Raw genomic sequence first — 23,605 nt, 5'->3', positions numbered from 1 at the left:
GCGAATGGGGCGGAAGCCCGCATCGCAAAGCACTTGCCCATGCCCAACCCACGTACTGTGGCAAATCTTCTGCAATCCGGCGAAATCGACAGTGCCCGTGGCGACTCCGCCGTGACCGTTCGGCATAGATAACGGCCAACCATGTTCCTCCCCTTCTTTCTCGAACTAAAGGCCGCGCGGGTTCCCGTTTCGCTCAGGGAATATCTGTCGCTGCTGGAAGGGCTGGAGGCCGGGCTGGTCGACTATGACGTCCAGGGTTTTTACTACCTCGCCCGCGCCGCGCTTGTGAAGGACGAACGCCATATCGACCGCTTCGACCAGGTGTTTGCGCATGTCTTCAAGGGGATCGAGGCGCTCACCGGCCCCGATGCCGTCGGTGTCGCCAACATCCCTGAGGAATGGCTGCGCCGGCTCGCCGAAAAGCACCTGACCGAGGAAGAGAAGAAACTGATCGAGGCGCTCGGCGGTTTCGACAAGCTGATGGAGACACTGAAGCAGCGGCTGGAGGAGCAGAAAGGCCGCCACCAGGGCGGCTCGAAATGGATCGGCACCGGCGGCACTTCGCCTTTCGGCGCCTATGGCTACAATCCCGAAGGCGTGCGCATCGGCCAGCATGAAAGCCGCAATCGCCGTGCGGTGAAAGTCTGGGACAAGCGCGAGTTCAAAAATTTCGACGACGCCGTCGAGCTCGGCACCCGCAACATCAAGGTGGCGCTGAAGCGCCTGCGTCGCTGGGTGCGCGAGGGTGCGGAGGAAGAGTTCGACCTGCCCGGCACCATCCATGCCACCGCCGAGCACGGCTATCTCGACGTGCAGACGCGCCCCGAACGGCGCAACGCCGTGAAGCTCTTGATGTTCTTCGATGTCGGCGGCTCGATGGACGACCACATCAAAAGCATCGAGGAGCTGTTTTCGGCCGCCCGCGCCGAATTCCGCCAGCTCGAATATTTTTACTTCCACAACTGCCTTTACGAGGGCGTCTGGAAGGACAACCGGCGCAGGCATGCCGAGACCATCCCGACCTTCGATCTGCTTCACAAATACGGCCCCCACTACAAGGTGATCGTCGTCGGCGATGCCTCGATGAGCCCTTACGAGATCGCGCATCCCGGCGGTTCGGTCGAGCATTGGAACACGGAAGCCGGCAGTGTCTGGCTTGGCCGCCTCATCCAGCAATGGCCGAATGCGGTCTGGCTGAACCCCGAAAATCAGAAAAACTGGGGCTTCACCCATTCGATCGCGATGATCCGCGATCTCTTCGGCGGCCGCATGTTCCCACTGACGCTGGCCGGGTTGGAAGCCGCGACCAAGCAGCTTTCACGCTAGCATTGAGGATTCGAGCACATCTCGGTGCTGGGCAGACATGTAACAAATGCCTATGTTGGGACGAAAACAGATTGCAACCAACAACAAGCCGCCAAGGCTGAGGAGATCAAATGGACACCCACACCCACACCTACCCCGTTACCCGCACCGACGCTGAATGGCGAGCCCGGCTGACCCCGGAGCAATATGCCGTCATGCGCGGCCACGGCACCGAACGGCCCGGAAGCTGCGCGCTGCTCTACGAAAAGCGCGCCGGCACCTTTTCCTGCGTCGGCTGCGACCAGCCGCTGTTCGAATCCAAGCTCAAGTTCGAGAGCGGCACCGGCTGGCCGAGCTTCAATGATCCGGTGCCCGGTTCGGTCGAAAACACCGTCGACCGCAGCTACGGCATGGTCCGCACCGAATGCCACTGCGCCCGCTGCGGCAGCCATCTCGGCCATGTCTTCGAGGACGGCCCGCCGCCGACCGGCCTGCGCTATTGCATCAACGGCGTGGCGCTGAAATTCGAGCCGGCGGCTTAAGCCGCAGCTTGACCACCATCTTCAAAGGGCGGCTTCGGCCGCCCTTTTTCGTGTCAATCTTCTCAGACAACCACCACCAGGATCAGCCAAAGCGTAGCCCCGAGCGTCATCAACGAAGCCTTGGCGCCACTGGATTTTTCCGTGGTTCGCCAGACGGCAAAGGTCAGAAAGATGTTGTAGGGCACGGGCGCGAAATGCACCGCCAGGACGACGGCGAGCGGCAGCTTCAAGCCGAGCAGAATGAGCGCGGCCACCGACGAGGCGATGTTGATCGCCGTGCCGACAAGGACTAGATCGCGCCAGAACAACCGCTCGACCGGCACCGCGCCTTGCCAGCGCGAGCCGAAGAAGGATCCGATGCTTTGCACCAACACCTGATAGCTATCCCTCTCCCAGCACGTCGGTGACGGCGCGCTCGAAGCGCGAGCATTCCGTCACCAGCCAGTCGGCCATGGCCGGCCAGTTGTCCTCGGCATAGCAGTTCACCCGCCACATCGAATTGATGCCGAGGCCCTCGCAGCTCTGCTCCGGCCTGAGCTTCAGCCAGTCTTCGATTGCCGGTTGGAGCGGCTTCAGCCGCGACCAGACCCCGGTCGCGCCGAACTTCTCGTTACGGCCGAAAAAGACGCCAACTTGGCTTTGCGCCGGCGCGACATACATGGACAGGACCAGAGCGAAGTCAGGCAGCCCGCGCTGCCAGAACCAGGGTCCGCGCCGCGCCATGGAAGCGCGTTCCTCCGGATGCCGTTCGGCGAACAGCGCCCAGAAGCTGCGTTGGCGGAATTCAGAGGCGCGGCGGGCGCCGAAGTCGAATTCGCTCATGGTTCGATGCCCGTTCCAGCATCATTCCTTGGCCCGAGACTGTTTCGAAATTCGCTCCGGCGATATCAGCCGGAGTAGAATTTCCAGACAGCCTTACACCATGCCGAGCGCGGCCTTGTAGAGATCGAGGATGGTTTCCTCTTCCTGGCGCTCGGCCTGGTCCTTCTTGCGCAGCCGGATGATCGACCGCATCGCCTTGGTGTCGAAGCCGGTGCCCTTGGCCTCGGCGAACACTTCCTTGATGTCGTCGGCGATGGTCTTCTTTTCTTCCTCGAGCCGCTCGATGCGCTCGATGAAGGCGCGCAACTGGCCGGCGGCAACAGTCTGGCTGGTATCTGTGATGTCGTCGGCCATGTTTTTTCTCCGCTTACTTTTTAAGCACCGCGATTCTGGCGCGGTAAATTGGGAGCGGGTTCGATGCCCGAGCAGGCGCGGCGGGTCAAGCCATTATCGATGCTCCATCAACGGCTGCTGCCAGCCGTCCCAGTGTGATGGATCCGCGCGTCAGCCAAACGCGATCAACAGATCCTTCGCATCGATCTGATCGCCGGCCTTGACCAGCACTTCGGCCACTGTGCCGTCGCGCTCGGCATGCAGGGCCGTCTCCATCTTCATGGCTTCGATCGACAACAGCACGTCGCCGGCCTTGACCGCTTGGCCGGCGGCAACCGAAAGGGCGGAGACCACGCCCGGCATCGGCGCGCCGACATGCGCCTCGTTGCCGGGCTCGGCCTTGCGCCGAGCCTTGGCCGCCGAGGCGCCATGCGCCCTGTCCGGCACCCGGACACGGCGCGGCTGGCCGTTGAGCTCGAAGAACACGGTGACCATGCCCTTCTCATCGACGTCGCCGATCGCAAGGCAGCGCACCACAAGCGTCTTGCCTTTTTCGATGTCCAGGAAGATCTCGTCTTCGGACTTCATGCCGTAGAAATAGGTCGGCGTCGGCAGCACACTGACCGGCCCGTAGGTTTCCTGCGCGGCGGCGAAGTCGGTAAACACCTTCGGATACATCAGCCAGGAGGCGAATTCGTACTCCGAGAGCTTGCGCTCCAGCTTCTGCTCGATCTCCTTGCGGCTGGCCTTGAGGTCGGCTGGCTTGAGCAGCGAGCCCGGCCGCTCGGTGATCGGCTTGCTTTCCTTCAGTGCCTTCTTCTGCAGCTTCGCAGGCCAGCCGCCGGGCGACTGGCCGAGATCGCCGCGCAGCATCGAGACGACCGAGTCCGGGAAGGCGATGTCCTTGGCCGGGTTTTCGACGTCGGCAACGGTCAGATCCTGGCTCACCATCATCAGCGCCATGTCGCCGACCACCTTGGACGACGGCGTCACCTTGACGATGTCACCGAACATCAAATTGACGTCGTGATAGGCTTGTGCCACCTCGTGCCAACGCGTTTCCAGCCCGAGCGAACGCGCCTGCTCCTTGAGGTTGGTGAACTGGCCGCCCGGCATTTCGTGCAGATAGACTTCCGAGGCTGGCCCCTTGAGGTCGCTTTCGAAGGCGGCATACTGGTTGCGCACCGCTTCCCAGTAGAAGGAGATTTTGCGGATCCATTGCGGATCGAGGCCGGGATCGCGCTCGGTTCCCTTCAGCGCCTCGACGATCGAGCCCAGGCAAGGCTGCGAGGTGTTGCCGGAGAAGGAATCCATCGCCGCGTCGATGGCGTCGACGCCACTTTCCACGCCCGCCAGCACCGTCGCCGCCGACAGGCCTGACGTGTCGTGGGTGTGGAAATGGATCGGCAGGTCGGTGGCTTCGCGCAGCGCCTTGAACAGCACGCGGGCGGCGGCAGGCTTCAAAAGCCCGGCCATGTCCTTGACGGCGATGATATGGGCGCCGGCTGCCTGCAATTCTTTCGCCAACCCGACATAGTATTTAAGGTCGTATTTGGCGCGCGCCGGATCGAGGATGTCGCCGGTGTAGCAGATCGCCGCTTCGACCAGCTTGCCCTCCGCGCCCACCGCGTCCATGGCGACGCGCATATTCTCGACCCAGTTCAGGCAGTCGAAGACGCGGAACAGGTCGACCCCACCGGCCGCTGCCTGGCTGACGAAATGTTGCACGACATTGTCGGGATAGTTGGTGTAGCCGACGCCATTGGCGCCGCGCAGAAGCATCTGCAGCAAAAGGTTGGGGGCCGCTTCGCGCACTTTGCTCAACCGCTCCCACGGATCCTCGGTGAGGAAGCGCATGGCGACGTCGAAAGTGGCGCCGCCCCAGCATTCCAGCGACAGCAGCCGCGGCAGCGCGCGCGCATAGGTACCGGCAATGCCGGCAATGTCATGCGTGCGCATACGGGTGGCGAGCAGCGACTGGTGACCGTCGCGCATCGTCGTGTCGGTGACAAGCACCTCTTTTTGCTCACGCATCCAGGCAGCGAATTTCTCCGGCCCCAACGCGTCTAGCTTCTGCTTGCTGCCATCAGGCACATTGCCGTTGAGATAGGGCACGACAGGCGCTGCCGCATCGGTCTTGGGCATCGGTCGGCCGCGGGTTTCGGGATGGCCGTTGACGCTGACGTCGGCCAGATAGTTGAGCAGCTTGGTGGCGCGGTCCTGCCGCTTCACCTGCGCGAACAGCTCCGGCGTCGTGTCGATGAACCTGGTCGTGTAGGAATTGTCGGCGAAGCGCGGGTGGTTGATGATTGCCTCGAGGAAGGTGAGGTTGGTGGCCACGCCGCGGATGCGGAACTCGCGCAGGGCCCGATTCATGCGGGCGATCGCCTCGGCCGGTGTCGGCGCCCAGGCAGTCACCTTCTCCAGCAGCGGATCGTAGAAGCGGGTGATGACCGCGCCCGAATAGGCGGTGCCGCCGTCGAGGCGGATGCCGAAACCGGCGGCTTCGCGATAAGCGGTGATGCGGCCGTAGTCCGGAATGAAACTATGCTCCGGATCCTCGGTCGTTATGCGGCACTGCAGCGCGTGACCGTTCAACCTGATATCGGCCTGCGCCGGCACGCCCGACTCTTTCGTGCCGATGGCAAAGCCGTCCAGTATGTGGATCTGCGCCTTGACGATGTCGATGCCGGTCACCTGCTCGGTGACGGTGTGCTCGACCTGGATGCGCGGATTGACCTCGATGAAGTAGAATTTGCCGGTGTCGGCGTCCTGCAGGAATTCCACCGTACCGGCGCCGATATAGCTGGTCTCGCGCGCGATCTTGAGCGCATAGCCGCAAAGCTCCTGGCGCAATGCCTCGCCAAGATAGGGCGCCGGCGCCCGTTCGACGACCTTCTGGTTGCGGCGCTGGATCGAGCAGTCGCGCTCGAACAGATGTACAGCGTTGCCATGCGTGTCGCCGAGCACCTGGACCTCGACATGGCGAGCGCGCTCGATCAGCTTTTCGAGATAGACCTCGTCCTTGCCGAAGGCGGCCTTCGCCTCGCGCTTGCCTTCCATCACCTCGCGGGAGAGGTCGGCTTCCGCGCGGATGGCGCGCATGCCGCGCCCGCCGCCGCCCCATGATGCCTTGAGCATCACCGGATAGCCGACTGTCTTGGCGAGCTGCTTGACTGCTTCCATGTCGTCCGGCAGCGGTTCGGTTGCCGGCACCACCGGCACGCCGACCTCGATGGCCAGATTGCGCGCGGCGACCTTGTTGCCGAGCCGGCGCATCGTGTCGGGCTTCGGCCCTATGAAAGTGATGCCGGCCTCGGCGCAGGCATCTGCGAATTCAGGGCTTTCCGACAGGAGGCCATAGCCCGGGTGGATGGCGTCGGCGCCGGACAGTCTGGCGACCCGGATCACTTCCTCGATCGACAGATAGCTTTCGATCGGCCCCATGTCCCTGGCCAGATGCGGCCCGCGCCCGACCTGGTAGCTTTCATCGGCCTTGAACCGATGAAGCGAATATTTGTCCTCCTCGGCCCAGATCGCCACGGTTTTGAGGCCGAGCTCGTTGGCCGCGCGAAAGACGCGGATGGCAATTTCGGACCTGTTGGCGACGAGGATCTTCGTGATGGCCAAGGAAGGAGGCTCCGGACAGGGAGGATGGGGCGGAGGCATGATTAACGCGAAAATGCTGCAGTGCAACCAAAATCGAGGAGAGATTAAACCGATTTAAATGCGATTCTAGCACCACGGCTCGAAAAGCTGCGTGCGATTGGCGCCGCGAGGTGACGCTAATTGTCGTGCCCGCACAAATTCGACCCCGGCTAACGGCTTGTCCAGCCACCCTCGCTGCCGCCCTGTCACCAACAAAAATGCCCGGCGCGAGCGCCGGGCATTCCATAGAGCTGCGTTCCGAATTACGACTTGGGGAACCAGGAGATCTTGCCGTCCGGACCCTTCTTCCATTCGTACATGATGTAGCCCGGGAGCTTCGGATCGCCCTTCGCGTCATAGGCGAGATCGCCCAGAACGGTCTTGAACGGGCCCTTCTCGTGCAGCGCCTTGGCCACTTCCACGGGGTCGTTCGACTTGGCCACGGCAGCAGCCTCGGCGATCACCTGCATGGCGGCGTAGGAGTAGAGAGTGTAGGCTTCCGGCTCGAAGCCCTGAGCGCGGAACTTCTCGACCAGTGCCTTGTTCTCGGGGATCAGGCGCGGATCGGGACCGAAGGTGTTGAGCGTGCCGATAACCGCATCGCCGGCGATCGCAGCCAGCTCGTCGGTGACGATGCCGTCGCCCGACATCAGGGTAGCCTTGAGGCCCTGGTCAGCCGACTGGCGGATGATCAGGCCGGCTTCGGTGTGCAGGCCGCCCCAATAGATCAAGGTGACGCCGGCGTCCTTCATCTTGGCGATCAGCGCCGAGAAGTCCTTGTCGCCGACATTGACGCCTTCATACATGACTTCGGTCAGGCCGGCTGCGTTCATCGCCTTCTTGGTCTCGTCGGCAAGGCCCTGACCATAGGGGGTCTTGTCGTGGATGACGGCAACTTTGGCGTCCTTGAAGTTGGTCGCGATATAGCCGCCGGCGATGCCGCCCTGCTGGTCATCGCGTCCGCAGGTGCGGAACACGTTCCACAGGCCGCGCTCGGTGAATTTCGGGTTGGTCGCCGCAGGCGTCACTTCGACGATGTTGTTGTCGACGTAGACTTCCTGCGAAACCGGGATCGAGACGCCCGAGTTGAAGTGGCCGATCACGAACTTCACGCCGTCGCCGACGAACTTGTTGCCGACCGAAATGCCCTGCTTCGGATCCGAGACGTCGTCGCCGACTTCGAGCTTGATCTGCTCGCCGTTCATGCCGCCTGCTGCGTTGATGTCGGCAACGGCCGCTTCCGCACCCTTCTGCAGCTGCGCACCGAAGGCCGCATTCGGACCGGTGATCGGACCTGCGACGCCGACGATAACGTCAGCCCATGCATTGCCACCGAACGCGACAAGCGCGGTCAGGGCAACGGCGGACAAAAGTGATTTCTTCATTTAAACGCTCCCATTTACGAGGTGGGCGTGGATGAAACTTTCATGCGATGCCCACCCTTATCGCAGAAAGCGTACTTTGCCGATTTTCAGGCCCTTGTCACGCCGATTCATCCCCGGAACGGCGTTAATGATGAACGTCAACCTTTCGGTTTCCAGCTTAAGATCGAAGCCCGTTCGTAAAGCCAATTATACTGCGTCACCATCTGGTTCGTACGCGTGTATTGATGGCCGACAAATCCCAATATCATGAGCACGATTGTGTCCACGACATAGTATTGCAGCGAAAACATCGTGCCGCCGAACAAGGCATGATGGATGAACCTGATGCCGATGCCGAGGCCCAGCAGATAGGCGAACAGCGCCGGCAGGCTGCGCCATGTCTGGGCGCTGGCCTTGCCGGTCATCCATGCCGCCCAGCCGCCGAGCAGACAGGTGACGAAGAAGAACTGCCAGATGGAAGGTTCCTCGTGAAGAATGCCTTGCATGATGAAGACTCCCTAGCATGATCCCGAAAGTTGCAGACTTTTCGGACAAAGGTCATGCGACAAACAAACAAGTTGGAGCGGAATACCGTATGCATACATTCCGCTCCAAAATCAGTGATGGCCGCCTTCGAGATAGGCCGCCCGCACTTCCGGATTGGCGAGCAATTCCTTGCCTGTGCCGCTCATGGTCACGTTGCCGTTGACCATGACATAGCCGCGCGTGGCGAGCTTGAGCGCGCCGAAGGCGTTCTGCTCGACCAGGAACACGGTCAGCCCTTGCGTGCGGTTCAGCTCGCGGATGGCATCGAAGATCTGCTTGACGATCAGCGGCGCCAGACCCAGCGACGGCTCGTCGAGCAGCAGCAGCTTCGGCCGCGCCATCAGCGCACGTCCGATCGACAGCATCTGCTGCTCGCCGCCCGACAGCGTGCCGCCGCGCTGGGCAATGCGCTCCTTGAGGCGCGGGAACAGCGCGAACACCTTCTCGGCATCTTCGTCATAGTGCTTGAGATTGTCGAGACCGGCGCCCATCTGCAGGTTTTCCATCACCGTCATGCGCGGGAAAATGCGCCTGCCTTCCGGCGACTGCGCAATGCGCATGCGGGCGATCTCGTGCGTCGGCATCTGGGTGATGTCGGTGCCGGCGAAAGTGATAGAGCCGGCACGAGCGCGCGGCGCACCGAAGATGGTCATCATCAGCGTCGACTTGCCGGCACCGTTGGCACCGATCAGCGCGACGATCTCGCCCTGGTTGACGTGGACATCGACGCCGTTCAGCGCCTTGATGTTGCCGTAGTAGGTCTCGACGCCCTTGATGTCGAGCAGCGTTGTCTCGGCCATCACTTACGCCCTCCGCGCGGCTTGCCTGTCGGGGATTTGGTGGCCGCCGGTTTGGACTTGGCCGTTAGACGCTCGGACGGTGCTCTTGGCGCGGAGTTGGCTCTTGTATCGTATTGGGTGGCCTTTGAAGCTCCCTTCGACACTGTGACCCGCTCGCCCTGGCTGTGGCCGATCGTGTCGCTTAACGGGCCGGCGAGATAGGAAGACGATGTGCCTGGTCCGTGAGCCGAATCCGGCCCGATGTCCAGCTGCTCGATGACATCTTCATCGCCGACCTCGGTCAGCACCGTCTCGACCTCCTCGTCGTCGACGCCGAGATAGGCGGCGATGACGCGCGGGTCGGTACGCACCGATTGCGGGCTGCCGTCGGAAATCTTGCGGCCATATTCAAGCACCACGACATGGTCGGAAATCTGCATGACCACCGACATGTCATGTTCGATCAGCAGGATCGAGGTACTGCTCTTGATGTCCATCAGCAGCGAATTCAGCGCTGCCGATTCCTTCGGATTGAGACCGGCCGCAGGCTCGTCGAGGCACAGAAGTTCGGGCCCTGTGCACATGGCGCGCGCAATCTCGAGGCGCCGCTGCGCGCCATAGGGCAGGTCGCCGGCCGGATCGTCGGCGCGATCGACAAGGTCGGCCTTCTCCAGCCAGTGCTTGGCAAGCTCCACCGATTCAGCCGAGGCCCTGCGGTAGCCGCCGATCCCGAACAGGCCCAGGATCGTATAGCCGGATGCCTTCATCAGCTTGTTGTGCTGGGCAACCAGCAGATTCTCCAGCAGCGTCATGCCCGAGAACAGGCGGATGTTCTGGAAGGTGCGCGCCACCTTGGCACGCGCCGGGATCTCATGATTGGGCAGCCGTTCGAGCAGGAAGCTCGAGCCGTCGGCCCGGTTGAGCGTAATCATGCCTTCCGACGGCTTGTAGAAGCCGGTGATGCAATTGAAGACGGTGGTCTTGCCGGCGCCATTGGGTCCGATCAGCGCGGTGATCTCGCCTCGCTTGGCCTGGAACGACAGGTCGCCGATGGCGATCAGGCCGCCGAACTTCATCGAAAGATGCTCGACCTGGAGGATGGCGTCTTTCATACCCGGATTGGTCTTCTGAATGGAGGTCGCGCTCATCAGCCGTGCCCTTCCTTGGTGAAGGAGGAGGAGACCGCTTTTCGTTCACTGAGGAAGGCCGTCGGTTCACGGCTGCCGACAAAGCCGCGCGGCTTCCACAGCATGACGATGACCATCGCCATGCCGAACAAAAGCATGCGGTAAAGCTCCGGGGTGAAATCATTTCCGAAGACACTTTTCAGGAAATCGAGTTCGCGCAGCGCCTCGGTGCCGCCGATCATCACCAGCGCGGCGACCGCGATGCCGACCAGCGAGCCCATGCCGCCGAGCACCACGATGGCCAGGATGATCGCCGATTCCAGGAAGACGAAGGATTCAGGGCTGACGAAGCCTTGCCGTGCGGCGAAGAAGGCGCCGGCAAAACCGCCGAACATGGCGCCGGTGGCAAAGGCGGTGAGCTTGGTGGTGGTGGTGTTGATGCCAAGCGAGCGGCAGGCAATCTCGTCCTCGCGCAGCGCCTCCCAGGCGCGGCCGACAGGCATGCGCCTGAGCCTGATGGTGACGAAGGCGGTCAGCAGCGCCAGCCCGAGAATCAGATAGTAGAGGAAGATCTTGTAGTAGGCGCTCGACTGGGCGATGTGCAGCACCTTGCCGATGTAGTTCGGGTCCGTCGAATTGAACGTCATCAGGCCGAAGAAGGTGACCTTCGGGATGCCGGAGATGCCGGCCGAGCCGTTGGTGACTTCACGCCAGTTGATCAGCACCAGGCGGATGATCTCGCCGAAGGCCAGCGTCACGATCGCCAGGTAATCGCCACGAAGCCTGAGCACCGGAAAGCCGAGCATAACGCCCCAGAAGGCGGCCATGGCGCCGGCGGCGGGCAGCAGGATCCAGAACGACAGGCCGTATTGCGAACCGAGCAACGCATAGGCATAGGCGCCGACCGCGTAAAAGGCGACGTAGCCGAGATCGAGCAGGCCGGCGAGGCCGACGACGATGTTCAGCCCCCAGGCAAGCATCACATAGATCAGGATCTGGATGCCGAAATTGTCGACCCACTTCAACGAGCCCTGCAGGCCGCCGGTTATCGACCACGCGTAGATCGACAGCACCACGACGACGAGGATCGGGTATAGCACCAGCGCCGCAATCCCGAGCTTGGTGAAATTGGCGTGGATGAAGGAGCGGAAATAGAAGATCACGCAAGCGAGCGCGTAAATGACGGCCAATGCGCGCAGGAACTGAAGGTAGCCGGCCAGATCGGGTCCCACCAACACCGGCAGGGCGCTGCCGAACGCAACCAGGACAACCGCCAGCACGACGGCGACGATGAAGGCCGGAAGCAGGAAGAAGCGCGACGCGACGCTCGCCGGCAACAGGCCGGTGGCGACATTGGTGATCTTCTGATTGGCCATGAACGGCTGGCCATAGGCAATGTAGAAGAAGCGGCCAAGCATGGTCAGCACGACCACGGTGATGAGCAGCAACCAGCGCTGCACCAGGATCAGCTGGTTGCTTATGTTCTGGTCGGTCTTCAGGCCGATGAAGAGAATGAACAACCCCAGCGAGATGGCGCCGGCATAGAACGCTTCGCGCAATGCACGCTGCACGGGGGAGGCGACGGTGTCGCGCTCCGAGGATACGGAAACCGCCATTGTCTCTCAGACCTTTTCGACTTCTGGCCGGCCCAAAATGCCGGAAGGCAGGAAGATCAGCACGATCGCCAGGATCGAGAACGCCGCGACGTCCTTGTAGTCGATCGAGAAATACGCCGACCACATGCTCTCGATGAAGCCGATCAAAAGCCCGCCAAGCACCGCGCCCGGCAGAGACCCGATGCCGCCGAGAACGGCCGCGGTGAAGGCCTTGACCCCCGGCACAAAGCCGTCGGAAAAGGCGATGACGCCGTAATACATCAGGAACAACGTGCCCGCGACGGCCGCAAGCGCTGCACCCATGATGAAGGTGATCGAGATCGTACGGTCGACATCGACACCGAGCAGCGCCGCCATCTTGCGGTCCTGCTCGCACGCCCTTTGCGCCCGGCCGAGGGAAGTCCTGTTGACCAGGTACCAGAACAGCGCCAGCAGCAGGGCGGTGACGACGACGATGATGATCTGCTTCAGCGACACGCTGATGCCGTTGATGTTGTAGACCTGGCTGACCATCGGCGGGATCGGCTTGTTGCGCGGGCCTTGCGTCACCTGGATGAAGTTCGACAGCGCGATCGACATGCCGATGGCGGTGATCAGCGGCGCCAGCCGGAACGAACCGCGCAGCGGCCGGTAGGCCACCTTCTCGATCGTCCAGTTGTAGAGGCTGGTGAGCAGCATCGCCACGATCATCATGATCAGCAGCGCCAGGACGACCGGCACCGAATAGAACAAGGAGCCGAGGATGAGGAAGACGACGAGGGCGGCGAAGGCCCCGACCATGAAAATGTCGCCGTGGGCGAAGTTGATCATGCCGATGATGCCGTAGACCATCGTGTAGCCGATTGCGATCAGCCCATAGATCGATCCCAGCGTCAGCCCATTGATAAGCTGCTGGACAAAGTACTGCATGTGTACATGGCTCCCCTGGAATGTCGCCCATGCAGACGCATTCCTTTTCGTATTTCCCCTAGTCGTAAAGTTTCGAGCCCGGATTGCAACGTGATTTTTCAAACGTCGAGCGTGTTTTGCCGGCACGCCTTCCGATTGCCCGTTTTTTTGCTCCCCACCCCTGGACTATCGCGGACCCTATCATTGGCATAACGCAATGTCTTTGACGATTCAGCCGGACCAGCGACCTCATTTCGAAGAAATCCCGGTCAAAATTAGGTGATGAGACGAATCTTTGCGTTGTTGGCGGGCTTCGTTTTTTAGCCACATTCCGTACTGACCAGCTGCAACATGGGTTACTTCCGACTATGGCGGTGGATGCCTCGCCCAACGCGCTAACCTTTCGCTGACTGGTTTCGCCAAGAGGTCCCGCCCTGGGTCCAAGTCTTGGGTCTCGGTGGATGATCGGCAGCCTACCGTATCACTTAACCACAAAACCGTGCGCGAACGGATCGCGGTCGTCGATGAAGATGGTGTTCAGGCCGGTCATCCGCGCCCAGCCGCCGATCGAGGGAATGATGGCCGGCTTGCCGGCAACAGTGACGTCCTTCTCGACCTTGCCCTTGAACAGCGAGCCGATGATCGATTCGTGGACAAAACTGTCGCCGGCCTTGAGCTTGCCCTTGGCATGGAGCTGCGCCATGCGCGCCGAGGTGCCGGTGCCGCAAGGTGAGCGGTCGATCGCCTTGTCGCCATAGAAGACCGCGTTGCGCGCATCCGCGCCCGCCATTGTCGGCTCGCCCGTCCACAGCATGTGGGACAGCCGGTTGATGCCGCGGTTTTCCGGATGCACGAACGAGTACTTCTCGTTGAGCCGCTGCCGCACCACGGGGCTCCAGGCGATGAAATCGCTGGCGGAATAATCAGCCATGTCGCGAAAATTCGCCTGCGGCTCGACGATTGCGTAGAAATTGCCGCCATAGGCGACATCGACAGTGATCTCGCCAAGCTGCGGGCAGTCGACCGTCAGTCCCTCGGCATAAAGGAAGGACGGTACATTGGTGATGCGCACCTCCTCGACATAGTCGCCGACTTGTTTGTATTCGGCGACGACCAGCCCGGCCGGTGTGTCGAGCCGGAGCACGCCGGGTGTCTTCGGCTTGATCAGCCCATGTTCGATGGCCATCGTCACCGTGCCGATCGTGCCGTGGCCGCACATCGGCAGGCAGCCCGACGTCTCGATGAACAGGATGGCTATGTCGCAATCCTCGCGCGTCGGCGGATAGAGGATCGAGCCCGACATGACATCGTGGCCGCGCGGCTCGAACATCAGCCCGGTGCGGATCCAGTCATACTCCGCCAGGAAATGCGCCCGCCGCTCCATCATCGTCGACCCCTGAAGCAAAGGGCCGCCGCCGGCGACCAGCCGCACCGGATTACCGCAGGTATGGCCGTCGATGCAAAAGAAGGATTTTTTGGCCATGATTTCCTCGAACTCAAAACCGTTGCGGGCTGAAGGGAGCAAGATCGATCGGCGAAGTTTGCCCGAGAACAAGATCGCGGATCAAGCGGCCGCTGGCCGCCGCCTGGGTCAGGCCGAGATGGCCATGGCCAAAGGCGTAGACGACGTTGGACGCGGTGCGCGCCGTGCCGATGACGGGCAACGAATCCGGCAGCGACGGGCGACACCCCATCCACTCGCGGCCACCTGACGCGTCCAGCCCCGGAAGGAATTGTCTGGCTTTTTCCAGCATGGCCTTCGAACGCGCAAAATTCGGCGGCCGGTCGAGACCGCCCAACTCGACGGCGCCGCCGACGCGCAAGCCCGTCTCGAGTGGCGTGATGACGAAGCCATGGCCGGAAAAGATCAGCATCCGCTGCACGTCGAAAGCGGTCTTCGGCAGTGTCGTGTTGTAGCCGCGCTCGGTTTCGAGCGGGATGGTGTCGCCAAGCGCCTTCGTCAGCAGATGCGACCATGCGCCGGCGGCCACGACAAGATGTCTTGCCTGCCTAGTCGTGCCGTCCGTCAGCGTCAGCGTCGCGCCATCAGGATTGGCGGCGACGCGCTCTATGCGCGCCTTTTCGAAACGCGCGCCCAGCCTTTCGGCATAGGCCCACACCCCCTTGCCGAGCAGTTTCGGATCGGCGACGGTCTTCCAGCCCGGCACGAAGGTGCCCTTGATGAAGCGCGGCGACAGTCCCGGCTGCAGCCGCGCCAGTTCGTCGCCTTCGACATGGCGAAAGCCGATGCCGAAGCGCTCGCGCGCCGCCCAGCCCGGCAGCCCGGCCTGAAATTCGGCCTCGCTTTCATAAAGCTCCAGCGAGCCGTCCTCGCGCAGCATCAGCCGCGTGCCGGAACGGTCGAGCAGGCCCATCCATTCAGCCTCGGCGAGCTTCATCATGCCTGCCTGAGCAGCAAGGCTCGCCTCATATTTTTCTGGTGCGCCAGCGCGCCAGAAGCGCAACAGCCAAGGCAACAGCTTCGGCAAGTAGGCCGGCGGGATGCTGAGTGGCCCGAGCGGATCGGCAAGCCATTTCGGCAAGTGCCGCATCATGCCCTTATGCGCCAGCGGCAGCACGTCGGAGAAGGCGAAGGCGGCGGCATTGCCGGAGCTCGTCTCCTCGCAGATGCCGGTGCGGTCGAAGACCGTGACGCTGCGCCCGGCCTCGGCCAGCATGGCCGCCGCGCAGATGCCGACAATGCCGCCACCGACAATGGCGATATCTACCCCTTCTCCCCGTTCACGGGGGTGAGGAGTGGTCCGCGAAGCGGTGGAAAAGCCGACTGCTTGGCTTTCCGAACGACGAACGCCCGGAGCGCCAGCGAAGGGCTGCGGGGCCCGAAGGGCGGATGAGGGGCGGCGGCCCTCCTCTGTGTCCCTGGAATTTCCTTGCACGTCGGCGCTGCCCCTCATCTGGCTGCCGCCATCTTCTCCCCGTGCACGTGCACGGGGAGAAGAAAGCCTTCAGAACTGCGGCAGCTTCGGCCGTACCGCCAGCGCGTCCTTGACGATCTTCTCGACCGCTTTGCGGCGCTCGCCCGACAGCGGCTGGCGCGGCATGCGCACGCGGTCATTTGTGTCGATCGCGAGCACTTCGGCAAGCTTGATGTTTTGGACCAGATAGGTCGAGACATCGAGATCGAGCAGCGGCCGGAACCAGCGGTAGATCGAAAGCGCCTCCTCGCGGCGGCCCTGCTTCATCAGCTGGTAGATGGCGACGGTCTCGCGCGGGAAGGCGACGACCAGACCCGCCACCCAGCCGATGGCGCCCACCGACAGCGCCTCGAAGGCGAGATTGTCGACGCCGGTGAACAGATCGTAGCGGTCGCCGAAGCGGTTGATGATCTCTGTCGAGCGGCGGATGTCGTCGGAGGACTCCTTGATGGCGACGAAGCGCTTGTCGGCGGCCAGTTCTTCCATCTGGTCGACGGTGACGTCGACGCGGTAGGCGAGGCGGTTGGAGTAGATCATCACCGGCAGGTCGCCGGCCTGAGCGACGGCGCGCAAGGCGGCGACCGTCTCTTCCGGGTTGGTGTGATAGATCGGGCTCGGCACCACCATCAGGCCGTTGGCACCCTCCTTTGCGGCGCGCCTGGCGATGCTCGCCGCCTCGCGGGTGCCCGCCTCGTTGACCGTCAGCAGCACCGGCTTGTTGCCTGCAACTTTCTGGGCAGTCTTCAGCACCTCGATCTTCTCGTCATGCGACAGCATCGGCCCTTCGCCGAGCGAACCGCAGACGATGATACCGTCGCAGCCTGCCTCCATCTGCAAAGCAAAGCAGCGCTCCATCTCGGCATGATCGAGGCGGTCGTCATCAGTAAACTTGGTCGTGACGGCGGGGAAAACTCCGGTCCACATGATCGTCTCTCCATCTGATATATCAGCCGTATATCTATTTGAAAACCGGCTGTCAACGCGGAATTCGTTATGATATATGTAAGATATATCAGGAGCCCACCTTTGATATCCAGTGAGACAGCATACCCCGAGCCGGTCGCCGCCAAGGCCTACCATGTACTCGAGCATATGATCGTGACGTTGGAACTGGCGCCGGCGAGCTTTGTCACCGAAGGCGCCCTCATCGAGAAGCTGGCGCTAGGACGCACGCCGGTGCGCGAAGCGATCCAGCGCCTCGCCTGGGAAGGACTGCTGGATGTCAGGCCACGCGCCGGCATCGCCATTGCCCCGCTTCATCCCGGCGACTGGCTGCGCGTGCTGGATGCCAGGCGCGGCGTCGAGGTGGTGCTGGCGCGCTCGGCCGCCCGCTTCGTCACCCGTGAGGCCGCCGACCTGTTTCATGAGGCAGCCCTTGCCATGCAGAAGGCCGTCATCTCGGGCAATGTGCTGGCCTTCATCCAGGCGGACAAGGCGCTCGACGAGGCCTTGGCGATGGCCGCCGACAACCCGTTTGCGGCCCGTCTGGCCGCGCCCCTGCAGACCCACAGCCGCCGCTTCTGGTTCCGCTACAAGGCCGACACAGGACTGGCCGAATCGGCCGAGCACCACGTCGCGCTAATCCGCTCGATCCTGGCCGGCGACGAAGAGGCTGCCGCCAAGGACGCCAAACGCCTGATGGCACTGCTGCGCGGCCATGCCGAAATAGCGACCACACGCTGAACTCCGTCTGCTCCAGACTTCCGGCCGGTTCTTTTATCAGGTGCCCGGCAAGACTGCTGCCATAGCCGCCCCGTCCCAGCCTTCGCCAGCCGTGATGATGCAGCTTTGGCCGCGTGTGTCGGTGGCCAGGATGGTCCAGGTGCCCTGGTCGGAGACGAAGATCTCAAGCACCACATTCGGGTTCACCAGGCCACGTGCGGCTTGGCTTTCGTGGAACTTCTCGCCGAGCGCCTTGACCAGGTCGGTCCGCGCCGCGCATTGATCGGCTTTGGCCTGGGCGATGCCGGACATCGCGAACACCGCAAAGAACATCGCCGCCACAAGACGTCGTGTCATCTGACACCTCCTTGCGCCAGACGAGAACCCCGGCTGCAACCGGCGCTATTTTGATGGCCTGCACCACGGCAGGAATGCAATTTAAGGCAGATGACAGGCTCTTGGTTCCATCGCTTTAACGTGATGGCCAATGTCGGTTTCGTACAAGGAAAGGCCCGGGACGTTGAACCCAGGCCTTCTTGCCGATCTTCGAAATCGTCCGGTCAGTTCATCGTCGGGATGACGAACTCGGCACCGTCCTTGACGCCGGAGGGCCAGCGCGAGGTCACCGTCTTGGTCTTGGTGTAGAAGCGGAACGCGTCCGGGCCGTGCTGGTTGAGGTCGCCGAAGGACGACGCCTTCCAGCCGCCGAACGTGTAGTAAGCGATCGGAACCGGGATCGGCACGTTGATGCCGACCATGCCGACCTGGACGCGCGAAGCAAAATCACGAGCAGCATCACCGTCACGGGTGAAGATGGCGACGCCATTGCCCATCTCATGATCGTTGGCGAGCTTGATGGCGCTCTCATAGGTCGGCGCACGCACCACCGACAGCACCGGGCCAAAAATCTCTTCCTTGTAGATGCGCATGTCGGCGGTCACATTGTCGAACAGGCAGCCGCCCATATAGTAGCCATCCTCGTAGCCCTGCATGGAGAAGCCGCGGCCATCGACGACCAGCTTGGCGCCTTCCTTGACGCCGGTGTCGACATAACCCTTGACGCGTTCCAATGCCTGCGCCGTGATCAGCGGGCCGAAATCGGCGGACGAATCCGTCGACGGGCCGACTTTGAGGCTTTCGACACGCGGGATCAGCTTTTCCATCAGCCGGTTGGCGGTGTCGTTGCCGACGGGAACGGCAACCGAGATCGCCATGCAGCGCTCGCCGGCCGAGCCGTAGCCCGCGCCGATCAGCGCATCGACGGTCTGGTCCATGTCGGCATCGGGCATGATGATCATGTGGTTCTTGGCGCCGCCGAAGCACTGCACGCGTTTTCCCGCGGCCGTGCCGCGCGAATAGATGTAATGCGCGATCGGCGTCGAGCCGACAAAGCCGATAGCCTTGATATCAGGATCGTCGAGGATGGCGTCGACGACATCCTTGTCGCCATTGACGACGTTGAGAACGCCAGCCGGCAGGCCAGCCTCGAGGAACAGTTCGGCGATGCGCATCGGCACGCCAGGGTCACGCTCGGAAGGCTTCAGGATAAAGGCGTTGCCGCAGGCCAGCGCCGGGGCAATCTTCCACAGCGGGATCATCGCCGGGAAATTGAACGGGGTGATGCCGGCAACGACGCCAAGCGGCTGGCGCATCGAATAGACATCGATGCCGGGGCCGGCGCCGTCGGTGAACTCGCCCTTCATCATGTGCGGCGCACCGATGCAGACTTCGACGACTTCGAGGCCGCGCTGGATGTCGCCCTTGGCGTCGGCGATGGTCTTGCCGTGCTCGCGCGCCAGGAGATCGGCCAGTTCGTCATAGTCGCGAGCAACCAGTTCAAGAAACTTCATCAGCACGCGCACACGCCGCTGCGGGTTGGTCGCAGCCCATTTGATCTGTGCTTCCTTGGCGTTCAGCACAGCCGCACGCAGTTCCGCCGGCGACGCCAGCGCCACCGTGCCGCGCACCGAGCCGTCCATCGGCTGCATGACGTCCTGCTTGCGTCCGCTGGTCCCGGCGACATGCTTGCCGCCAATGAAATGACCGTATTCGATCATGGTTTCTCTCCCTGAGTTTGTGATGAAGCATTCAACGCCTTTGCAGGCGCGAAGGCAACGCGAGGGGAAACGCAACCGTTGTGCGGTAAATAGACAACGAAGGACGAGTGTGCATTAATTGCCGCAAATTACAGATTGCTGAAAGGCCCGAAGGTTGCGCTCCGTCACACCCCCCTCTGTCCTTCCGGACATCTCCCCCGCAAGGGGGGAGATCAGATGTGGCTGCCGCCTTCGCAAATCTTCAACGCAGCAAAAGAGACGCAGGCGGCGGAGCTGCCAATCTCCCTCCTTGCGGGGGAGATGGCCGGCAGGCCAGAGGGGGGTGGGCGGGAACGCCGCCTTCGCCGCTAGCCCGGACCACCCCCATGAACTGGGATGATGTCCGCATCTTCCTCGCCGTGGCCCGCGCCGGGCAGATCCTTGGCGCCGCCAAGCGGCTGGAACTCAATCACGCCACCGTCTCGCGCCGCATCGCAGCGCTTGAGGATGCGTTACGCACAAAACTGTTTCGCCGGCTTACCACCGGCAGCGAGCTGACGCCGGCCGGCCAGCGCTTTCTCGACATTGCCGAGCGCATGGAAGCCGACATGATCGCCGCGCGCTCCGCCGTGTCGGGCGAAGGCGACGATATCTCAGGCACTGTGCGCATCGGCGCCCCCGACGGGTTCGGCGTTGCATTCCTCGCCACGCGTCTTGGCGCGCTGACCGCGCTGCACCGCGAACTCACCATCCAGCTGGTGCCGGTGCCGCGTTCCTTCTCGCTGTCGCGGCGCGAGGCCGACATCGCCATCACCGTCGAGCGGCCGAGCGAAGGCAGGCTGGTGGCGGGAAAGCTGGTCGACTACACCCTCGGCCTGTTTGCCTCGCGCGACTATGCGCAGGCGCACGGCTTACCCGAGACCGCTGCCGAACTCGGCCAGTATACGCTGATCGGCTATGTCCCGGACCTGATCGTCAGCCCGTCGCTCGACTATGCGGCGGAGTTCAGCCCGGACTGGCGCACCAGCTTCGCCATCTCCTCAGCGCTGGGCCAGGCCGAAGCGGTGCGGTCGGGCGCCGGCATCGGCATCTTGCACACCTTTGTCGCCCGCTCGATGCCGGAGCTGATCCCCGTCAACATCGTGACGCCGATCCGCCGCGCCTACTGGCTGGTCTATCATGAATCGGTCCGGCCTCTGCGCCGCGTGCAGATCGTCGCCAACTTCATCACCAAGGCAGTCGAGAGAGAGCGCGGGCTGTTTGTCTGATGGCCGCGCCGCCTTGCCCTCGCCACAAAATCGGCCAGTGTGGCAACAAGCGCGATGTCGCCTATTATTAAGGATTGGCTGCGCCGGGTGGGACACTTTTTTGCAAAGCTGGTGCGGATCAAAATGCGAGCGGTGCTCGCCATCTTGCCGCTTGTCGCGCTTTCCGCCTGCGCCAATCCATGGACCGAAGTTCCGGAAGCCGAACTGCCCAAGCCGGTCCGTATCGCAATGGCCCGCCCGTCGCCTTTCGTCTTCGGCAATTACTGCGGTCCCGGCACCCGCACCGGCGACCTCTCGGCTCGCCCTGTCAATCGCCTCGACAGCGCCTGCCAAATCCATGACGCCTGCTACATCGCGCGCCATAATCATTGCGACTGCGACGGCGCGCTCGTCGCCTCGGCAAAGGCGATCCGTGATGACAAGACAGCGCCGAAAAAGGAGCGCGGCGAGGCCGAGCTTTTGATCGCCACTTTCGCACTTCCCGTCTGCAAGGTCTTTCCGCAAGGCTTTATGCCGCCGCGCGACCCGGCTGAGCTGAAGACGATGAACGGGGCCACGGGATGAACCGCGCCATCTGCCTGGCTCTGGCCGGGCTGGGGCTGGCGGCCCTTGCCGCTTGCGCCGCCCCGATTCGGCACAGCTGCGATTTCTTCCCCGATGCGAAGGATTGCGGCCGGCCGTCGGTATCGGCCGGCACGCCCGGACCGCAGACTGCAGCAGCAGCGTTTTTCGGCGACGCCGGTGCCAGCGACTATGAAAGGCAGTTTCTGGCGCTGCTCGCCCACAACCAGATCGGCGCCATCGACAGGGCGAACGGCACCGGTCCGTTCGGCCATGACCGCCACGCCATCGCCAACCGCGATTTCCAGGCCACCTACCGGACGCTGGAACAGCTGGCGAAGCCGGTTAGCGCCGAACAGATGCCGGCAGGTAGGGGGACCGGCGAAGGCCATTTCAACGGCCGTTGGCGCGTGTCGCGGCAGACGCTCTATGTCAACGCCGCCGCGCGGCCCTCCGCGCCAAAGACGTTCAGCTTTTCCGGCCTGCAGGCGCGCTCGATCGAGATCGTGATGCGCCAGGCAGGAAAGCAGCCGGTTGAGATATCGGGCGCCTGCGACGGGGCGCTGGCGATTCGCGCCGGCGGTGGCTCGCGCAGCGTGGCGAGCGGTGCCGCCTTCCACCTCCGCCTGTCGGCCGGGCAAACCGCCAGCCTGTTCCCCAGCGATGGTTTGAACCGCTGCAGCCTCAAGCTCAGCTCCAGTCTGGCGCCGGCAGGCGCCCCGCTCACCATCCTCCGCGAAGAGGTTGCCTATCCGGCGATAGCCGCGCTCGACAGCCGCTACGAGCGTTGTCCAGTGCCCGGTCCATCCGGCCTGGATGAACTCGCCCGCGTCTTCTACGCCGGCCGCTGGCTGTCGCAGAGCTGTTCGCTGCCGCTCGGGTCACCGCGCCTGTTACGCAAGTCGCGCGACGGCTTCAACGCCAAGGTCGAAGCGCTGCTCGGCGCGCCTTTACCCGACAGCGCCTTCGACAAGGCCGACCCCGAACTGCCGCTCGATTTCTCGCGCGCGCCGAAACTCAAGCTGGTCTATCTGTCGTCGCTGGAGTTCAAGGCCGATTTTTCCGGCCGCGTCATCGAGCGGCTGATCCGCCATCACGCAGGCCTCGGCACCAAAGTGCGCATCATGGTCACAGACGTGCTGGAGCGCGACAAGGACGACGCGCTGCTGCACCGGCTGGCGGCCGATTATCCCAATGTCGAGTTGCAGGAATATCGCTGGCGGGCCGACCACGGCGCGCCGGTCGACGAGCAACTGTCACAGCTGCACAAGACCCATCACGTCAAGATGCTGGCGACACTTGCCGAGGATCCCGCCCGCTCGCGCGTCATCATCGGCGGCCGCAACATTCATGACGGCTTCCTGTTCCACAAGCCGATCGACCTGTCGCGCTATCCGAACCTCGAGCAATACGGCAAGACCGACGGCCTCTCGCTCAACTACTATTCGAACTGGAGCGATTTCGACATCGAGTTTGCCGACCCGGCCACGGTCGAGACGCTGGCCGCGCATCTCTCGACATTGTGGCTGCGCGACGCCGACACCAACATCGCAAGGCCCTTCTCCATTCCGGTGCGCTCCGACAGCCGGCGCCCGCCGGGCGCGGTGCGCCATTTCATTTCCGTGCCCTACGAGGACAACCATGCGCTCGAGACCTATTTCGTCGAGCTGATCGACACTGCCCGGCACCATATCGAGATCGTCAATCCCTACCTTAATCTGACGCCGAAGCTCAGCCTGGCCATCGAGCGGGCGCTGGCGCGCGGCGTCAGGATCGACATTGTCGGCCGCATCGACCTCAAGGGCGATATTGGCGGCAAGCTGCTGACCGCGCTCAACAAGCTGTTCGTCGAGAAATATGGCGACCGCATCAACATCCGCGAATTCAAGGCGCCCGATGTCGTGCTGCACTCCAAGATCATGATGATCGACGAAAGGCTGGTGACGATCTCGTCGGTCAATCTCAACAACCGCAGTTTCTTCCACGATCTGGAGAACGGCATGACGGTGCTCGACCCTGCCTTCTACGCCAGGATGCAGCCGGTCTACGACGACTATGTCGCCCATTCGAATCCGGTATCGACCAAGGTAATGATCCCCTGGGCCTACCGGTGGCTGTTCTCGAAGGGCTGGGTGAAGGAGGCGTTTTGAGAGGCTGGCGAGGCTGAAGGAA

The 23,605-nt window shown here is 62.8% G+C and carries 20 protein-coding genes and 1 pseudogene; 6 read left to right on the top strand and 15 right to left on the bottom strand.

The window, feature by feature from the left end:
- Positions 1-141: 141 nt before the first annotated feature.
- Positions 142-1,326: a vWA domain-containing protein gene (locus NKI10_RS08705; protein ID WP_352859538.1), complete on the top strand. Its 1,185-nt coding sequence runs from the start codon at positions 142-144 to the stop codon at positions 1,324-1,326.
- A 110-nt stretch (positions 1,327-1,436) separates the two neighbouring features.
- The gene (msrB, locus tag NKI10_RS08700) at positions 1,437-1,847 is read left to right on the top strand and encodes a peptide-methionine (R)-S-oxide reductase MsrB (RefSeq protein WP_023818224.1); all 411 of its coding nucleotides are present in this window, start codon (positions 1,437-1,439) and stop codon (positions 1,845-1,847) included.
- Between the two features lie 62 nt (positions 1,848-1,909).
- Here the strand turns inward: msrB and NKI10_RS08695 are convergent, their stop codons facing one another.
- The 13 genes and pseudogenes from NKI10_RS08695 to NKI10_RS08635 all read right to left on the bottom strand — a co-directional run bounded on the left by NKI10_RS08695 (position 1,910) and on the right by NKI10_RS08635 (position 16,830).
- Positions 1,910-2,221: a hypothetical protein gene (locus NKI10_RS08695; RefSeq protein ID WP_023688926.1), complete on the bottom strand. Its 312-nt coding sequence runs from the start codon at positions 2,219-2,221 to the stop codon at positions 1,910-1,912.
- 7 nt (positions 2,222-2,228) lie between these two features.
- A complete protein-coding gene (locus NKI10_RS08690; protein ID WP_352859536.1) occupies positions 2,229-2,669 on the bottom strand; it encodes a hypothetical protein in 441 nt (146 codons plus the stop codon).
- Positions 2,670-2,762: 93 nt separating this feature from the next.
- Complete coding sequence (locus NKI10_RS08685) at positions 2,763-3,023, bottom strand: DUF2312 domain-containing protein (RefSeq protein WP_023668722.1); 261 nt, start codon at positions 3,021-3,023, stop codon at positions 2,763-2,765.
- Positions 3,024-3,173: 150 nt separating this feature from the next.
- On the bottom strand, positions 3,174-6,632 hold the full coding sequence (gene pyc, locus NKI10_RS08680; protein WP_352859534.1) for a pyruvate carboxylase: 3,459 nt from the start codon (positions 6,630-6,632) through the stop codon (positions 3,174-3,176).
- A 281-nt stretch (positions 6,633-6,913) separates the two neighbouring features.
- Positions 6,914-8,035, bottom strand: a complete 1,122-nt coding sequence (locus NKI10_RS08675) for a branched-chain amino acid ABC transporter substrate-binding protein (protein WP_023668720.1) — start codon at positions 8,033-8,035, stop codon at positions 6,914-6,916.
- A gap of 137 nt (positions 8,036-8,172) precedes the next feature.
- Complete coding sequence (locus tag NKI10_RS08670; protein ID WP_352859533.1) at positions 8,173-8,520, bottom strand: DUF6867 family protein; 348 nt, start codon at positions 8,518-8,520, stop codon at positions 8,173-8,175.
- A 111-nt stretch (positions 8,521-8,631) separates the two neighbouring features.
- The gene (locus NKI10_RS08665; RefSeq protein ID WP_023668718.1) at positions 8,632-9,360 is read right to left on the bottom strand and encodes an ABC transporter ATP-binding protein; all 729 of its coding nucleotides are present in this window, start codon (positions 9,358-9,360) and stop codon (positions 8,632-8,634) included.
- A 20-nt stretch (positions 9,361-9,380) separates the two neighbouring features.
- Positions 9,381-10,487: pseudogene (locus tag NKI10_RS08660) on the bottom strand (ABC transporter ATP-binding protein); the annotation flags it as partial.
- Complete coding sequence (gene livM, locus NKI10_RS08655; protein ID WP_023742232.1) at positions 10,487-12,082, bottom strand: high-affinity branched-chain amino acid ABC transporter permease LivM; 1,596 nt, start codon at positions 12,080-12,082, stop codon at positions 10,487-10,489. The gene livM and the pseudogene NKI10_RS08660, both read right to left, overlap by 1 nt.
- 6 nt (positions 12,083-12,088) lie before the next feature.
- Positions 12,089-12,991: a branched-chain amino acid ABC transporter permease gene (locus tag NKI10_RS08650; protein WP_023668715.1), complete on the bottom strand. Its 903-nt coding sequence runs from the start codon at positions 12,989-12,991 to the stop codon at positions 12,089-12,091.
- A 460-nt stretch (positions 12,992-13,451) separates the two neighbouring features.
- On the bottom strand, positions 13,452-14,453 hold the full coding sequence (locus NKI10_RS08645) for a 4-hydroxyproline epimerase (RefSeq protein ID WP_352859531.1): 1,002 nt from the start codon (positions 14,451-14,453) through the stop codon (positions 13,452-13,454).
- A 13-nt stretch (positions 14,454-14,466) separates the two neighbouring features.
- The gene (locus NKI10_RS08640; RefSeq protein ID WP_280938707.1) at positions 14,467-15,885 is read right to left on the bottom strand and encodes an NAD(P)/FAD-dependent oxidoreductase; all 1,419 of its coding nucleotides are present in this window, start codon (positions 15,883-15,885) and stop codon (positions 14,467-14,469) included.
- Positions 15,886-15,936: 51 nt separating this feature from the next.
- A complete protein-coding gene (locus tag NKI10_RS08635; protein WP_352623768.1) occupies positions 15,937-16,830 on the bottom strand; it encodes a dihydrodipicolinate synthase family protein in 894 nt (297 codons plus the stop codon).
- Between the two features lie 69 nt (positions 16,831-16,899).
- Here NKI10_RS08635 and NKI10_RS08630 point away from each other — a divergent pair, with 69 nt between their 5' ends.
- A complete protein-coding gene (locus NKI10_RS08630; RefSeq protein ID WP_352859529.1) occupies positions 16,900-17,589 on the top strand; it encodes a GntR family transcriptional regulator in 690 nt (229 codons plus the stop codon).
- A 36-nt stretch (positions 17,590-17,625) separates the two neighbouring features.
- On the opposite strand, the gene NKI10_RS08625 is transcribed toward NKI10_RS08630, so the two are convergent.
- Positions 17,626-17,925, bottom strand: coding sequence for a hypothetical protein (locus NKI10_RS08625; RefSeq protein WP_023728657.1), 300 nt, complete (start codon positions 17,923-17,925; stop codon positions 17,626-17,628).
- 203 nt (positions 17,926-18,128) lie between these two features.
- Positions 18,129-19,625 carry a CoA-acylating methylmalonate-semialdehyde dehydrogenase gene (locus NKI10_RS08620; RefSeq protein ID WP_023755539.1) on the bottom strand — a complete coding sequence of 499 codons (1,497 nt, stop codon included), beginning with the start codon at positions 19,623-19,625 and terminating at the stop codon, positions 18,129-18,131.
- A gap of 365 nt (positions 19,626-19,990) precedes the next feature.
- Between NKI10_RS08620 and NKI10_RS08615 the strand changes: the two genes are divergently transcribed.
- The 3 genes from NKI10_RS08615 (at position 19,991) to NKI10_RS08605 (ending at position 23,583) form a co-directional block, all read left to right on the top strand.
- The gene (locus NKI10_RS08615) at positions 19,991-20,872 is read left to right on the top strand and encodes a LysR family transcriptional regulator (protein ID WP_352859527.1); all 882 of its coding nucleotides are present in this window, start codon (positions 19,991-19,993) and stop codon (positions 20,870-20,872) included.
- A gap of 123 nt (positions 20,873-20,995) precedes the next feature.
- Positions 20,996-21,436, top strand: coding sequence for a phospholipase A2 family protein (locus tag NKI10_RS08610; protein ID WP_023737897.1), 441 nt, complete (start codon positions 20,996-20,998; stop codon positions 21,434-21,436).
- Positions 21,433-23,583, top strand: a complete 2,151-nt coding sequence (locus NKI10_RS08605) for a phospholipase D-like domain-containing protein (RefSeq protein WP_352859524.1) — start codon at positions 21,433-21,435, stop codon at positions 23,581-23,583. The genes NKI10_RS08610 and NKI10_RS08605 overlap by 4 nt, the downstream gene beginning before the upstream one ends.
- The last annotated feature ends 22 nt before the right edge of the window (positions 23,584-23,605 follow it).

Origin of the sequence: Mesorhizobium sp. M0802 (assembly GCF_040320115.1) — a bacterium.
Taxonomy (GTDB): Bacteria; Pseudomonadota; Alphaproteobacteria; order Rhizobiales; family Rhizobiaceae; genus Mesorhizobium.
Note: the sequence above shows the minus strand (reverse complement) of the source record. Positions and strands in the feature narration are given on the sequence as shown.